At 31.1% G+C, this 14,989-nt stretch carries 14 protein-coding genes; all 14 read right to left on the reverse strand.

The annotated features are described in order from the left end of the window. Positions 1-40 precede the first annotated feature (40 nt). The 14 genes from asrC to rpsD all read right to left on the reverse strand — a co-directional run bounded on the left by asrC (position 41) and on the right by rpsD (position 14,569). Entirely contained in the window at positions 41-1,003 is a 963-nt protein-coding gene (asrC, locus tag B3N22_RS07295) for a sulfite reductase subunit C (RefSeq protein WP_286905922.1), read from the reverse strand. Between the two features lie 15 nt (positions 1,004-1,018). Continuing rightward, entirely contained in the window at positions 1,019-1,813 is a 795-nt protein-coding gene (asrB, locus tag B3N22_RS07300) for an anaerobic sulfite reductase subunit AsrB (RefSeq protein ID WP_286905905.1), read from the reverse strand. Beyond that, positions 1,814-2,821 carry an anaerobic sulfite reductase subunit AsrA gene (asrA, locus tag B3N22_RS07305; protein WP_286905907.1) on the reverse strand — a complete coding sequence of 336 codons (1,008 nt, stop codon included), beginning with the start codon at positions 2,819-2,821 and terminating at the stop codon, positions 1,814-1,816. A gap of 21 nt (positions 2,822-2,842) precedes the next feature. Next, entirely contained in the window at positions 2,843-3,607 is a 765-nt protein-coding gene (locus B3N22_RS07310) for a formate/nitrite transporter family protein (protein ID WP_286905909.1), read from the reverse strand. 63 nt (positions 3,608-3,670) lie between these two features. Next, a complete protein-coding gene (locus tag B3N22_RS07315; protein WP_286905911.1) occupies positions 3,671-4,360 on the reverse strand; it encodes a Crp/Fnr family transcriptional regulator in 690 nt (229 codons plus the stop codon). Between the two features lie 62 nt (positions 4,361-4,422). After that, positions 4,423-4,857: a hypothetical protein gene (locus B3N22_RS07320; protein WP_286905913.1), complete on the reverse strand. Its 435-nt coding sequence runs from the start codon at positions 4,855-4,857 to the stop codon at positions 4,423-4,425. A gap of 31 nt (positions 4,858-4,888) precedes the next feature. Next, positions 4,889-5,656 carry a formate/nitrite transporter family protein gene (locus B3N22_RS07325; RefSeq protein ID WP_286905915.1) on the reverse strand — a complete coding sequence of 256 codons (768 nt, stop codon included), beginning with the start codon at positions 5,654-5,656 and terminating at the stop codon, positions 4,889-4,891. Between the two features lie 182 nt (positions 5,657-5,838). Next, the gene (locus B3N22_RS07330) at positions 5,839-7,680 is read right to left on the reverse strand and encodes an APC family permease (protein WP_286905917.1); all 1,842 of its coding nucleotides are present in this window, start codon (positions 7,678-7,680) and stop codon (positions 5,839-5,841) included. Positions 7,681-7,953: 273 nt separating this feature from the next. After that, positions 7,954-8,886 carry an ABC transporter permease gene (locus B3N22_RS07335; protein WP_073020089.1) on the reverse strand — a complete coding sequence of 311 codons (933 nt, stop codon included), beginning with the start codon at positions 8,884-8,886 and terminating at the stop codon, positions 7,954-7,956. Beyond that, complete coding sequence (locus tag B3N22_RS07340) at positions 8,879-9,976, reverse strand: ABC transporter permease (RefSeq protein WP_073020088.1); 1,098 nt, start codon at positions 9,974-9,976, stop codon at positions 8,879-8,881. The genes B3N22_RS07335 and B3N22_RS07340 overlap by 8 nt, the downstream gene beginning before the upstream one ends. Then, positions 9,969-11,510 (reverse strand): ABC transporter ATP-binding protein, encoded by a 1,542-nt coding sequence (locus B3N22_RS07345; protein ID WP_073020087.1) that lies wholly within the window; start codon positions 11,508-11,510, stop codon positions 9,969-9,971. The genes B3N22_RS07340 and B3N22_RS07345 overlap by 8 nt, the downstream gene beginning before the upstream one ends. Before the next feature lie 84 nt (positions 11,511-11,594). Then, positions 11,595-12,674, reverse strand: coding sequence for a BMP family lipoprotein (locus B3N22_RS07350; RefSeq protein ID WP_286905920.1), 1,080 nt, complete (start codon positions 12,672-12,674; stop codon positions 11,595-11,597). A gap of 397 nt (positions 12,675-13,071) precedes the next feature. Then, the gene (locus B3N22_RS07355; RefSeq protein ID WP_286905921.1) at positions 13,072-13,782 is read right to left on the reverse strand and encodes a tetratricopeptide repeat protein; all 711 of its coding nucleotides are present in this window, start codon (positions 13,780-13,782) and stop codon (positions 13,072-13,074) included. Between the two features lie 193 nt (positions 13,783-13,975). Then, positions 13,976-14,569 carry a 30S ribosomal protein S4 gene (gene rpsD / locus B3N22_RS07360; protein ID WP_073020084.1) on the reverse strand — a complete coding sequence of 198 codons (594 nt, stop codon included), beginning with the start codon at positions 14,567-14,569 and terminating at the stop codon, positions 13,976-13,978. Positions 14,570-14,989: the final 420 nt, after the last annotated feature.

Raw genomic sequence — 14,989 nt, forward strand, 5'->3', positions numbered from 1 at the left:
TTCCTAACTTAATGACATTGCTTAAGAGACTGACCTTAAATTAATATCTTATTCCACTCCAGTATATATTCTCTTTCATGATAGCTTTTTCATCTAGCTCTACATCTTTTAGAGCCCATTTCTTATATTCTTTAAAGCCTGTTCTATCAATAATATATCCTATATGCTCTTTTCCACCTGGGGCATCTCTATCTATATATTTCTCAACGAAATCATAAGTATTTAATATTATTTTTCTTATGCTTTCTTCATCTACCCATATTATAAAGTCTTCAGCTAGTCTTGGATTTTTTTTACCTGTTCTTCCCATTATAGCAAGTCTATAATATTTCTTTTCACTTCTTGTCCATGCTCCTGTTGGGCATTTACCTACACATTCCCCGCAGCCTATACACTTCTCATGGTCTCTTACAACCTTGAAGTTTTCGAATTTTAAAGCTCCAGTAGCTCTTTTCTTACAGTTAGTTACACAGGCTTGGCAGCCTATGCATCTATAGGAATCATATTGAGGTTCTGTCATTCCTATTATTCCGAAATCATGCATTCTAACTTTCATACAGTCATTAGGACATCCTGTTAAAGCTACTTTAAAGTGAAGATCATTTGGGAATATATCTTTCTCTATTCTTTTAGCAAATCCTGAAGTATCATAATTAGCAAAAGGGCAAACTCTATTTCCTATACATGAGGATACGTTTCTTGTTCCAGCCGCTGTATATCCCTTTCCTGGTACTTCTTGATTTATTTCTAAACCTTCAATTATTGGTTGAAGAAGTTCATTTACTTCTGGAATATCTTCCATATCTATATCTGGTATTTCGAAACCTTGTCTTGTAGTTAAATGTACAGTTCCGTTACCATATTTATCTGCAATTTCTTGGATTAAGCCTAAGTATTCAGCCTTTAAGTGTCCACCTGGAACTCTTACTCTTGAGGCAGTAAGCCCTCTTTTTTTAGTAACTCTAAATGCATTCTTTTTTAAAGCTTTTGTATTTATATCTATCATAATTCTGCCTCCTTAATCTACTAAAGATTTACCTTTTGAATAATTAAATACTGGACCATCAAGACATATGTAAGTGTCATCAATTCTGCAGTGTCCACACTTACCTACTCCACAACACATTTTTCTTTCTTGAGAAATCCAAATGTTTTCTTCTTTAATTCCAAGTTTTAAAAATTCTGCTACGGTAAACTTCATCATCATAGGAGGTCCTACTACTATAACTTGTACAGAATCTATATCTTTTATATCAAGTTCAGGTACGTATTTTGTAACTAATCCTACCTTTCCTTCATAACCTTCTTCTGCTCCATCTACAGTAATGATTAAGTTTATATTCTTTTCCCATTCTTTTATATCATCTTTAAATAGTATATCTTTAGGAGACTTAAATCCTGATACTAAGGTAAAGTTCTTAGCTTCACTAGTATTTTTAGAGAAGTAATCTACTATTCCTTTAACAGGGGATAATCCAGTTCCTCCAGCTACTACTACTATTTCTTTTTGTGCATAGTTTTCTACCTCAAATCCATTACCATAAGGTCCTCTCATAAATAGATTTTGGCCTACATGGTATTTGAAAATTTCGTCTGTAACTACTCCAACTCTTCTTATGGTTAACTCTACATAACCTTCCCCAATTCCTGATACAGATATAGGCGCTTCTCCGTATTTTGGAAGTGATAATTCAAAAAATTGTCCTGGTTTAACATCTCCAGTAAAAGATAATCTAAATGTATACTCTATCTCAGTATGTTGTTTTATATCTAATATTTCTGTTTTAAAAGGCATATACACATTGTTTTCCATTTAGCGCACCTCTTCCATAGCTTTTTCTAGTTTATTTACACAGTTTGAGAAAGAAATGTATTCTGGGCAAATATCATCACATCTTCCACAGCCTACGCACATATGGTATCCCCATCTCTTTTTATAGTCATAGACCTTGTGTAAAACCTTAAATCTCATTCTTTGACCTTTATCTAGTCTAAAGCTATGTCCTCCAGCCATATTAGTAAACCCATCTACATGACAAGAAGCCCAAACTCTTCTTCTCTCCCCAGCCTTTGGATTATCCTTATAAAATATATCTTGTGTTGTGTTACATGTACATGTTGGGCAAACAAAATTACATCTTCCACAAGCTATGCATCTAGCTGAATACTCTTTCCACACTGATGAATTCATTACTTTAAGATCTAAATCATCTGGAATATTCACTTTAGTTTCATTTTCTTCTACAAAGTCTGGAATTACTTCTACTTCTTCTATCTCTATATTTTCTAAGTACTGTTCTAACTCCCCATCATTTGTATCAAATATAACCATATCTCCATCAAATTTTATGTAAGCATCTTGTTCATCAGTTTTATTAGTGTTCATACTTACACAAAAGCAGTTGTCAAAACTTTTTTCACATCCTATTAATACGAATTTAGCTCTATCTCTTAATCTCTTATAGTAAGGATCTACTGCTCCATTTCTTAAATATATGTCATCAATTCTTTTTACTGAGTGCATATCACAGCTTCTTAAGAAAATTATTGCTCCTTTTTCCTCTTCTTTTGGTTCTATCCACTGATCTTCTGTGAAGTAGAACATAGTTTGAGTTATAGGTAATAAAGTTTCTTTATAAGAAAAAGCTGATTTTTTTTCGAACTCAACATCTCTTATATCTTTTATTTGGGCATATCTTACTATATCAGTATCTGAAAAAGTTCCTTTTCCCTTAAGTACTGTTGGCGCAAACACATCATACTTTCCTGAAATTTTCTCTAAAAACATATTAAATCCATCAATGTTCATTTTAAATCCCATAAGTTACTCCTCCTAAGGCTTTTATTCTTTTGATATTAGATAATAAGGTATAGCTAGTACCAGTGCACCACCTATCATATTTCCTAAAGTAACAAAAGAAAGATTATATATAAATCCACTTAAGCTAACTGCTGCTGTATGTGGAATAAATAGACCTATTGATAAAAGCGTCATATTTGCTACACTATGCTCAAATCCTGTAGTTATAAAGGCAAATAAACACCAGAATATCATTATTAATTTTCCTGTCTCTTCTTTCATCTTAAAAGAACACCAAATAGCTAAACAAACTAATATATTACATAGGATTCCTCTAAAAACTAGCTCATGAATAGGCAAAGCCATCTTTGTTGCTGAAGCACTAAGTATAAATTGTCCTACAGGTCCTCTAGCTAGTCCTGCTGCATAAAAGGCATAGGCACCAATAATTGATCCTAAAAGATTCCCTATAAAACTGAAAATCCAGATTTTAATAGTATCTAATAATGTTACAGTCTTCTTTAAACTTCCAATCATCATAATAAAATTGTTTCCAGTAAATAACTCTGAACCGGCCATTATTACTAAACTAAGTGCTACTCCAAAACTTAATCCCATAACTATTTTAGTAAATGGTGATTCCGCTGAAGCTAATATTCCTCCAATTGAGAAAATCAGCATGATACCTAGTCCAACATATAGACCTGCTAGCATTGATGATACTAAATACTTTACTTTTCCACTTTTCAATAAATTACTTTTTGCTTTAGCCGCTTGGGCAACTTTGTTAATTTCTTCACTAAACATTTTTCATCTCCCCTTCTTAACTTTAATTTTAAAAGAGAGCACAAAAAAGGACTGTGATTTTTATCACAATCCCTTAAAAAAATATGAAAGTTTATCTTTATCTATTATAACTATTTTTTTATTGATGAATTTTATAAGTTTTAAATCTTCTAATTGCCCTAACGCTCTAGATATTGTTTCTCTCTGGCTTCCAAATAAATCAGCTAAATATGTTATTGTTATATTTAGATTTATTATAATTCCATCCTCAGTAGTTACCCCATAGTCTTTAGCTAACTTCCATAACTTAGCTGCAACCTTTTTTTCTATCTTTAATGGAGTTGTATTCTTAAGTTGTCTATACAGCCTTCTTACCTTTATAGATAGTGAATTAACCACTGATATTGTAAGTTCAAAATCTTCTTTCATTAACTCTAAAAAATCCAGTCTATTAATTGTTAAAAGTTCTCCCGCTTCAAAAACTTCACAATTAATTGAAGAAGGTAAATCATCTAGGATCACTTCATTTATTATCTTATCTCTACCTAAAATAAATATTACCTTTTTATTTGAGTTCTCTGATAATTTATATAAAGATATTTTCCCTTTTAAAACTATGTATACTGTATTTACTTCCTCTTTATCTCTAAAAATATGTTGCCCTTTTCTAGCAGCTACTTTTATTCCTATAGTGCTAAGCTTTAAAAGAGTTTCTGTCTTAAGATTTTTAAATAGTTCTAATTCTCTAAGTTCTTCCACACTTATCTTATTCACTATAATCATTCCCATCAAATCTAATAAGATTTATTATATCATATTAATTTTTCTGTAAGCAATTAAGTTGTTTTATTTATTGGCACTTCTATTTGAGTAACTTTAAAAGCGCCCTCTTTATACCAGTATTTCTCTATTTTTATTGGTATGGAATCGTACTTAATGTTAGCGTCAAAAAATGATTTGAAGTCATACTCTGATTTTCTTTCTAGCTCTTGATAAACCTCATAAGCGCTTTTATTATTCACTTCAATTATTAAGTAATTAGATTTAGGTATTATAACTTCTGACTCCCTATCTGCCTCTACTCCAATAAAATATTTAAATCCATTAGTAGAATTATGAACCGCTATTCCATAAAAAGGGCCCTCTTTTATTAAATTGCCTTCTAGGAACTCATTAATTTTTTCTCTTATTTTACCCTTTGCAGCCTCTTCAAATGTTCCACTCCACCATTGTCCTTTAAAACACCTCTCATTTAACCTTTCAATCTTCATACTATACTCCTTTTATAACATTTTATTTATACTATTTCTCTTTAGAAACTATGTAATAAGGCAAAGCCAATATAATTGCCCCGCCTATAAAATTTCCCAAAGTTACAAATCCAAGATTATATATAGCTCCACCTAAACTTACTATGTCTCCGTGAGGAATAAATAAAGCTATTGAAAATAAGGTCATATTTGCTATACTATGTTCAAATCCTGCTGTTATAAATGTGAATAAACACCAAAATATCATAATTAATTTTGCAGTTTCTTCTTTTAATTTATATGTAAACCAAGTAGCTAAGCAAACTAATATATTACATAAGAGTCCCCTAACGAATAATTCATGTACTGGTAGAGACATCTTAACTTCTGATGTATGTACAATAAATTCTCCTATAGATCCTTTGGCTAGTCCAGCTGAGTAAAATGCAAACGCTCCAATTATAGATCCCATAAGATTTCCTAAATAACTAAATAATAATATCTTTAATCCATCTAAGATGCTTGTACTCTTTTTTAAGTACCCTATCATCATAACAAAGCTATTCCCTGTAAATAATTCTGACCCAGCCATAATTACTAAACTTAATGCTACGCCAAAACTCACTCCCATAACTATTTTAGTTGCTGGTGAGTTTGCAGCACTTAAATATCCTCCAATAGTATAAATAAGCATGATTCCTAATCCAACATATAAACCTGCAAGCATAGCTAATAGCAGATATCCTATCTTACCTTTTTTTAAAAATTCTGCTTTTTTTACTGACGTCTCTGCTACTTTATTAACCTCTTCCCCATACATATCACTTTACCTCCTACGTATAATTCTTCATAACGGGAATTTTTGATAATCATTTTCATTTAAGTATATATATTGTATCATATGTTAGTGAAACATTTAACCTTAATTTATATAAATTTATCTATTAACTTATAGTAAAATAAAAACTGCTGATATACTATTATATCAACAGCTCTATATTTTTATTTCTTCTCTGCTTTTATTATAAAGGGAACAGTTATGACTGCTATATTCGGCCTTTTAAGAAGAGTTTGTTTTAAAAATACCGCAGTTTGGTTATGTAATATTTCTCCCCACCAATTTTGTGAAGTAAATTGAGGAATTACCACTGTTACTATGTCCTTATCTGTTGTACAGAATTCATCAGATTCTATAAATCCAACTAATGGTTCAACAACTTCTCTATACTCATGTTTTTTAATAACTAAAGGAATATCTTTATAATATTTTTCCCATTTTATTTTTAATTTTTCTGTCTCTGAATCATCTACAGATATATGAAATCCTGTTATATCGCTAGATAAACACTTAGCAAAATTTACAGTCTTTACAACACTTTCATTCAATGCACCTACTGGCACTATAAATCTTTTTGCAACTTTTTCATTAAATTTAGGGAAATAGTTATTATCTAAACTTAACTGCTTTGCAACCTTTCTATAATGTCTCTTTATTCTCTTCATTAAAAGTATAAATGTCGGTACTAATATAAATATAAGCCAAGCTCCGTGAATAAATTTATTAACTGAAATTACGACAGCAGTTATAAAAGTTATTGCAGCACCAAACCCATTAATGAAAGCTTTATGCCTCCATCCATTTGATTTTGTTCTAAACCACCTCATAACCATCCCACTTTGTGATAAGGTAAAGGATACAAATACACCTACCGCATATAATGGTAATAATAAATGGTTCTCTCCTTTAAATATTATAACTAATATTGCTGCAGATACTGCAAGAAGTATTATCCCATTAGAATAACTTAATCTATCTCCTCTTTTAGCAAATTGTCTAGGTGCATACCCATCTTTTGCAATAAAAGAAAGTAATAGCGGAAAATCTGAAAAAGCAGTATTAGCGGCCATAATAAGAATTAAAGTTGTTGCAAATTGCATAACAAAAAATAAAAATGTATTTTGTCCAAAAACTTGAGCTGCTATCTGAGATATTACAGTTCTATCAAAGTTTGGAACCGCATGATATATACTTGATAAATAAGACATTCCACCAAATATAAGTACAACTATTATAAATAATAGATATAATACTTTCTTAGCATTTTTAGTTGCAGGCTCTTTAAAGTTTGGAACTCCATCACTAACAGCCTCTATACCTGTTAAAGCTGTACACCCTGCTGAAAAGGCTTTTAAAAATAATATTAAAGTTAAATCACCCATTTGGGATGCTACAACATCTACATTTTTAGGTTCTATATGTAATATAAAGTATTTGAAAAGTCCTACAGCTATCATAAGAAATGTCATTCCTATAAATAAGTATGCTGGTAGACTAAATATCTTAGCTGATTCTCTTATTCCTCTTAAATTACCTACAGTCATTAATATTATTATAATTATAGTAAGTTCAATTTTAATAGGAAGTAGACTTGGAATTGCAGATGTAATCGCTGCAACACCAGCGGTAGCACTTACTGCAACTGTCAATATATAATCTATTGTTAAGGACGCTCCTGCTATTAAGCTTGGAATCTCTCCTAGATTTTCTTTTGAAACAATGTAAGATCCTCCACCTTTAGGATAACTATCTATAGTCTGTCTATATGAAAAAACTAATATGCTAAGCAAAGCTATTATTGCAAAAGCTACATAAGTTAAATATTGAAATGATGCAAGCCCTAATATAGGAACCATTACCCACAATATTTCTTCACAGGCATAAGATACAGATGATATTGCGTCAGATGATAATATCGGTAACCCTTTAAAAACTGTGAACTTTTCATGATGGAGCTGCGATGATTTAAGTGGTTCACCGATAAGATATCTTTTTAGTTTGAACATATTAATATAACCCCCGTTAGTAGTTAATATTTAAATTTATGAGATCATCAAATTTTAGCACCTATTGTTTATTCCTTCAAAATCATCTGATCAATCTAAACCCACGAAAATCAATACATCATTGAGCATTTTAACTATAAATACCTTAGCCTCACCCTACTAACCTAAAAAGCCCTTAAAATCACCATCTATATATCAAATATTTTTATAAATTAAAAAATCTGTGAAACAAGGTATATAAACACCTTATTTCACAGATTAAATTACAAAATATTATCTCTTTCCTTTTTCATATGGAACACCACTTGCTTCTGGTGCTCTTGTTTTACCAACAAATCCTGCTAAAGCTATCATTGTTAATACATATGGGAAAGCAGAGTATAGTTCAGTAGGAAGATTTAATCCTAATAGTTGTGATTTTAGTTGTAATGCATTTGCAAAGCTGAATAGTAAACATGCCCATAGAGTTCCAACAGGTTTCCAGTTACCAAAGATTAAAGCTGCTAATGCTATAAACCCTCTTCCTGCAACCATTCCATCTCTATATAAAGGAGTACTTCCTAAGGATAAAGCTGCTCCTCCTAAACCTGCTAACATACCAGATATCATTACACATATATATCTAACTTTAAATACATTTATACCTAAAGTATCGGCTGCTTGTGGATGTTCTCCAACAGATCTTATTCTTAATCCCCATGGAGTTTTATACATTATAAAATGAGTTGCTATAACTGCAATTATAGCTAAATAAACAAACCAGTTTAACTCAGATATAAACTTTCCTATTATAGGTATGTCTCTAACTGTGGAAGAGACTTGATATATTAGACCATTAACAGACTCTGTTTGACCACCTTTGCCAAACAACTTAAATATTAAAAATGCTGCTAATGCCTGAGAAAATAAGTTTATAGCTGTACCTGAAATAACCTGATCTGCTTTTAAAGTTATACTTAAAAACGCATGAATCAGAGCAACAATGCCACCTGCTATAACAGCAATTACAACACCTATAAGTGCACTTCCAGTAATATGGGAACCATATACACCAAAAAAAGCTCCTATTATCATCATACCTTCAAGTCCTATGTTAACAACTCCAGATTTTTCTGAAAAAACTCCTCCGAGCCCAGCAAATATAAGTGGAGTTCCTAACGCTAAAGTGGAGGCTAAAAGTTCTAAAACAACATTAACACTAGCCATTTGTCATTGCCTCCTTCTTCTTTTTCTTTTCTGCATAATATTTAACTATATAATCTGTAGCAACAAATATTATTACTATTGCTTGTATTAAATAAACAATTTCTTTTGGAATACCATTTAATTGAAGTGTCTTTGAACTGGCATCAAGAGCTCCAAATAAAACTGCTGCAAATATACATCCTATAGGATTACTCTTTGCAAGTAGTGCTACTGCCATTCCTGTGAATCCATATCCAGGAAGCACACTAAAGTCATCCATATAATACTTTCCACCAGCCAAATGAGTAGCTCCTCCAAGTCCAGCTATAGCTCCTGAAATTACCATAGCTAACACCATGTTCTTAGATATACTTATTCCGCCATATTCAGCACCTGATGGATTTAAACCAACTGCTCTTAACTCATATCCAGTAGTTGTTTTCCATAAAAACCAAGTTATAAATATAGCCACTACAATACCAATTATTATACCGAAATTAGCTTGATATTTGTCAACAAATCTAGCTATTTTTGCACTATCTTGAATTAGTGGTGATGAGTTTTTTCCTGGAACACCAAAGGGAGTTCTAAGTATAACAAAGTTAACAAGATAAAGACCTATATAGTTCATCATAATTGAATTAATTACTTCATTAGTTCCAATTTTAGCTTTTAAGAATCCAGGCACAGACCCCCATATGGCTCCACCTAAAATACCAGCTAATATTACTAAAGGTACATGTATGATTGCAGGCAATCCTGGAATTACTCCTACTAAAGCTGCTGCTAGCATCCCTACTAGGAATTGTCCTTCTACCCCTATATTAAATAGTCCTGTTTTAAATGCAACTGCATTTGCTACCCCTGTAAAAACTAAAGGAGTAAGATAAAATATTGTATTTAATGTATTCATCTGACTTCCGAAACTACCTTTCCATACAGTTCCGAATAGATCAGTAAATGCTTGAAAATAGTTTAATATAGAATATCCCTTTGCCCACATTACAAACAGAGTAGCCACAAACATAGATACTACTATAGCAAAAAGAGGGAAAAGTACAGGTTTTATAAATTGAAATATTTTATTTTGATTATCTGATTTATTACTCAAGAGTTTCCACCTCTTTCTTATTATCCTTTAAACTACCACCTGCCATAAGTACTCCTAGCTTCTGTTCTGTGGCATCTTCTCTATCTAACACATCTACTATATGTCCATCGTACATTACAGCTATTCTATCTGAAAGTGATAATATTTCATCTAACTCTAAAGAAACTAAAAGAACAGCTTTTCCGTTATCTCTTTCTTGAATTATTCTCTTGTGTATGTATTCTATTGCGCCAACATCTAGACCTCTTGTAGGTTGACATACAATTAGTAGATCTGGTTCCTTAGATATTTCTCTAGCAACTATTAATTTTTGTTGATTTCCACCAGATAATGATGCAGCTGTAACTTCTTCATTAGGTGTTCTAACATCAAATTCCTCAATTAATTTTCTAGAATGTTTTTTAACTTCTGGATAATTCATAACAATACCCTTAGAAAAAGGTGCTTTTGTATGAAGTCCTAATATTGAATTCTCAAATAATGAATACTTTAGTATTAGTCCTCTTTTATGTCTATCTTCTGGAACATGACCTACGCCTGATTCCATAATTGCTTTAGCATTTTTATTAAATACATCTTTTCCATTAACTAAAACGCTACCTGATGTTGCCTTTCTTAACCCTGTAACAGCTTCTATAAATTCAGACTGTCCATTCCCGTCAACTCCAGCTACACCAACAATTTCACCTGCACGTACGCTTAAATTTAAACTTTTAACTGCAGGTACTCCTCTATGATCGTTAACTTTTAAATCTTTTACGTTAAAAATTTCTTTTCCTGCTTCTGCTTTTTTCTTTTCAACTACCAAATTTACTTTTCTTCCAACCATTAATTCTGCAAGTTCATCTATATTAGTTTCTTTTGTATTAACAGTACCGGTAACTTTTCCTCTTCTTATTATAGTTACCCTATCACTCATGCTCATAACTTCTTTAAGTTTATGAGTTATAAGTATTACCGATTTCCCTTGCTTCTTTAAATTATCTATAATAACACCTAACTCCTCTATTTCCTGTGGAGTTAGCACTGCTGTAGGCTCATCTAATATTAGTATTTCAGCTCCTCTATAAAGAGCTTTTATTATTTCAACTTTTTGCTGTTGACCAACAGTTATATCTTCTATAACATCATTAGGATTTATCTTAAATCCATATTTTTTAGAAACTTCCTTAACGTCTTCTATGGCTTTATTCATATCTATTTTTAAGCCTTTTTTAGGTTCAGTTCCTAAAACTATATTTTCTGCAACTGTAAAATTATTAACAAGCATGAAATGCTGATGTACCATACCTATACCTAAGCTTATTGCATCATTAGGGTTGTTTATTTTTACAGCATTCCCATTAACATAAATATCACCTTTTTCTTGTTGATAAAGGCCATATAAAATGTTCATTAAAGTGGTTTTTCCTGCACCATTCTCTCCCAATAACACATGAGTTTCGCCCTTATTTAAATCAAAATTAACACTATCATTTGCAACGGTACCTGGGAATATCTTAGTAATGTTTTTCATCTCTACCACTTTTGCCAATTTAAATCTCTCCCATTCATAAAAACTTTTTGAGGCTCATAAGAGCTAGACAACCGCTTATCTAGCTCTTACAAAATAAACCAATTATTTAACTTCTACTGGTTTGAAACTCTTTAATTCCTCTAATGTAGAAGGAACAGTTATTTTTCCATCTTTTATAGCTGTTTTATATTTTTCAACTAAATCTAAAACATCTTTAGGAGTGTTTGTGCTTGAAGTTTCAGCTATATCAATAGCGCCTTCTTTAATTCCTAAGTTAACACTAGTGCCACCTTTGAAATTACCATCTACAACACTCTTAGTACCTTCATAAGTTGCTGTATCAACTCTCTTAATCATTGAAGAAAGTATTATGTTTGCATACTCTGGAAGAGTCTTAGCTTGATCCATGTCAACTCCGATTCCCCAAACTTCTTTACCTGCATTTTTAGCTTCTTGGATTGCTTGGAACATTCCTACTCCAACACCACCTGCTGCATGATATATAACATCGCAACCTTTGTTCATAAGGTTTTTAGCAGCTTCTTTACCTAATGTAGTATCTCCAAAACTTTCAGCATAAACTACAGTTCCTCTGCTCTTTAATTCAGCAGCAGCTGCTGGATTAACAGATTCAACTCCAGCTGCAAAACCAACTTCAAATCTATTTATAAGAACTTGGTCTTTTCCGCCTATAAATCCAATTTTATTTGTTTTAGTCATCTTTCCTGCGATTACTCCCATTAAGAAAGATCCTTCTTGTTCCTTAAAGTTATAAGAAACAACGTTTTTCTTATCAACAACTGTATCAATTATAGCAAATTTTGTATCTGGATACTTATCTGCAACAGCTGTCATTGCTTGCTCCATTTGATATCCAATTGCAAACACTATGTCTGATCCATCTGCTACTAGAGCATCAAGATTTGATTCATAGTCATCTTTTGATTTAGCTTCTATTGGTTTATATCCAACCTTAAATTCATCAACAGCTTTCTTTATACCTGTATCAGCTGATTGGTTGAAGGATTTATCGTTTAAACCACCTTCATCTGTTGTTAAACCTACTTTAATAGTTTTAGTGTCTCCACCTTTAGCAGCTCCATTATCTGTTTTAGCGCAGCCTGCAAATAATGTAGTCGCTACAACTAACGCTGAAATGGAAGAAATTAGTTTTTTATTCATATTCCATACCTCCAATGTGTTATCGCTTACGCCTTAAATATATTACAGTAATTGGTTGTAGTCAATGATAATTTATTGTAAATTACCATTAATTTTAATTTTTATTTAAAAAAATTGTACACTTTAATCCTAATGTTCGTATTTTTCAATAAAATACCTAGGTTTTCACATATATTTTCATATGAAAATTAATTAAATCTTAACATAAAGCAATTATTATTAATATAATAGGCTATTTACGTACGTCTTTTTATTATTTTAATAATTCTTTAAAAAACTATATTTTTTTAAAAAAATTTCTAGATTTTTTTATATAAATTTCATTTATCCATTAATATTTATACCCTAAAATTTAATAATTATTTATTCCAAATTTATTAAATATTTCACAACTATTTTACTTTATTATTTCATTAAATTTTTCAGAATTTCTTACTGGATTAAAATCGTGTTCTGTCTTAGCATATTCTATAACAGACTTATCCACTTCTATAGCTTTACTTAGGTATAAAACAGTATTTTCTACATCCCCTCTTCTTCCATAAATACTAGCTATACCATAGTAAGTCCAAGCCCCTTGTTCAACTTCAAGTGCTTTATCATACCACACTAATGCTTCTTCAAAACGCTCATACAACTCATAATTTAGAGCCTTATTAAATCTAGCATATCCAAAGTCAGGTTCTATCTCTAAAGCTTTATCTATATCTTTCATACCATCATCAAAGCTTCCATTGTATGCTTTTGTTATTCCCCTTATATTATAGGCAGAATACATCTTTGGATTTTCATTTATAACTTCAGTGGCTATCTCTATAGCATTCTTATAATTTTTAGAAAAAAATTCATCCTTAGCTTTTTGAACTTTTTCTTCTAACTTCTGTTCTTGTTCCTTTTCTTTTGCAAGCTTTTCCTCTTCTTCTTTTTGAATTTTTTCTTGCTTTTCCTTTTCTTCTTTTTCAACCTGTTCTTTGATTTCTTGTTGTTCTTTTATTAACTTTTTATTTTCAATGCCTTGATTCACTAACACTCCTACAACTATTAGTATTAAAACAAGTAATATTACCATTTTTACCTTTTTATTTCCCGGCAGATTTATTCTAAACATACTTCCTCCAAAATCTATCTATAATTTATTCACATAATTATTTTATCATTTACCTTATAAAAAAAGAAGAGACTCGGTTTCTGCATAACCAAGTCTTTGAGTGTAGTATACTAAATATAGGTTTGGAGGTTTCTTAACTAGCAAGATATACTGTTATCTAAATAATATATTCTTAGTTGCCAATAAAAATATATTACTTAGAATAGAATTCAACTATAAGTTGTTCGTTGATAACTATTGGAAGTTCAGTTCTGCTTGGAAGTCTTAGAAAAACTCCTTTGAAGTTTTCTTCTTCCTTAGAAATGTATGGATATGAATTTAATATATTACTACTAAATATATCTGTGAACATTTCTGTTTTTCTAGATTTTTCTCTTAATATAACTTCATCTCCAGGGCTTAATCTGTAAGATGGTATATCAACTTTGTTGCCATTCACAAGAAAATGACCATGATTAACCATTTGTCTTGCTTGTCTTATGGAGTTGGCAAATCCCATTCTATAAACCATATTATCTAATCTTGATTCAAGAATAAATAAAAGTGTTTCACCTGGAACTCCTTTACTAGAGAATGCTTCATCAACATATCTAGCAAATTGTTTTTCCATTACTCCATAATAGGCTCTTAATCTTTGTTTCTCAAGTAATTGAACTCCATAGTCTGAGAGCTTTTTGTCAGCTCTTCCTGTACCTTTTGTTGCTCGCTTCATTGCTTTAGGATGACCGATTACGTTTAAGCCTAGTCTCCTACAAGTTTTAAAACGAGGTCCCATCATTTTTGCCATAGTTACCTCCAAGAATATATTTGATATGTAGCTATTCTATCACACTAATTCACATATTGATAATGAATATCAATATCTTTTTGCTTCTGTTTGTTAAATTAGCTTTCATTATCCTCAGATTTCTTTATCTTACTCATCCAGGCTACTTTTATTAAAAAAGTACTGATATAAAGTAATTCTAAATTTTATCAATTTAACTACTTTTCTATTTAAATGTTTTTCTTTTTAAATGTTTAACTTTTTATTAAACATAATTATCAATTAAAACGACTCTAATGAAGCTGAGGAGCGCTTCTACAGCAATAATGTGTTTAACTTTTTATTAAACATAGTATTTTAATGACTCTAATGAGCTTGAGAAGAAGTCTTAGAAATAACTTACTTTAGAAGTTTTTCTACGAAGTCAAGTACCACCGGCTC

This window comes from Clostridium sp. UBA1652, from assembly GCF_002320975.1.
GTDB classification, from domain to species: domain Bacteria; phylum Bacillota; class Clostridia; order Clostridiales; family Clostridiaceae; genus Clostridium_T; species Clostridium_T intestinale.

What these genes read in the sequence shown, in the direction of transcription:
- B3N22_RS07355 (WP_286905921.1), bottom strand. Translation starts at nt 13,782, where the DNA reads ATGTTTAGAATAAATCTGCCGGGAAATAAAAAGGTAAAAATGGTAATA.
- B3N22_RS07325 (WP_286905915.1), bottom strand. Translation starts at nt 5,656, where the DNA reads ATGTATGGGGAAGAGGTTAATAAAGTAGCAGAGACGTCAGTAAAAAAA.
- asrB (WP_286905905.1), bottom strand. Translation starts at nt 1,813, where the DNA reads ATGGAAAACAATGTGTATATGCCTTTTAAAACAGAAATATTAGATATA.
- B3N22_RS07335 (WP_073020089.1), bottom strand. Translation starts at nt 8,886, where the DNA reads ATGGCTAGTGTTAATGTTGTTTTAGAACTTTTAGCCTCCACTTTAGCG.
- B3N22_RS07330 (WP_286905917.1), bottom strand. Translation starts at nt 7,680, where the DNA reads ATGTTCAAACTAAAAAGATATCTTATCGGTGAACCACTTAAATCATCG.
- B3N22_RS07310 (WP_286905909.1), bottom strand. Translation starts at nt 3,607, where the DNA reads ATGTTTAGTGAAGAAATTAACAAAGTTGCCCAAGCGGCTAAAGCAAAA.
- B3N22_RS07350 (WP_286905920.1), bottom strand. Translation starts at nt 12,674, where the DNA reads ATGAATAAAAAACTAATTTCTTCCATTTCAGCGTTAGTTGTAGCGACT.
- asrA (WP_286905907.1), bottom strand. Translation starts at nt 2,821, where the DNA reads ATGGGATTTAAAATGAACATTGATGGATTTAATATGTTTTTAGAGAAA.
- rpsD (WP_073020084.1), bottom strand. Translation starts at nt 14,569, where the DNA reads ATGGCAAAAATGATGGGACCTCGTTTTAAAACTTGTAGGAGACTAGGC.
- B3N22_RS07320 (WP_286905913.1), bottom strand. Translation starts at nt 4,857, where the DNA reads ATGAAGATTGAAAGGTTAAATGAGAGGTGTTTTAAAGGACAATGGTGG.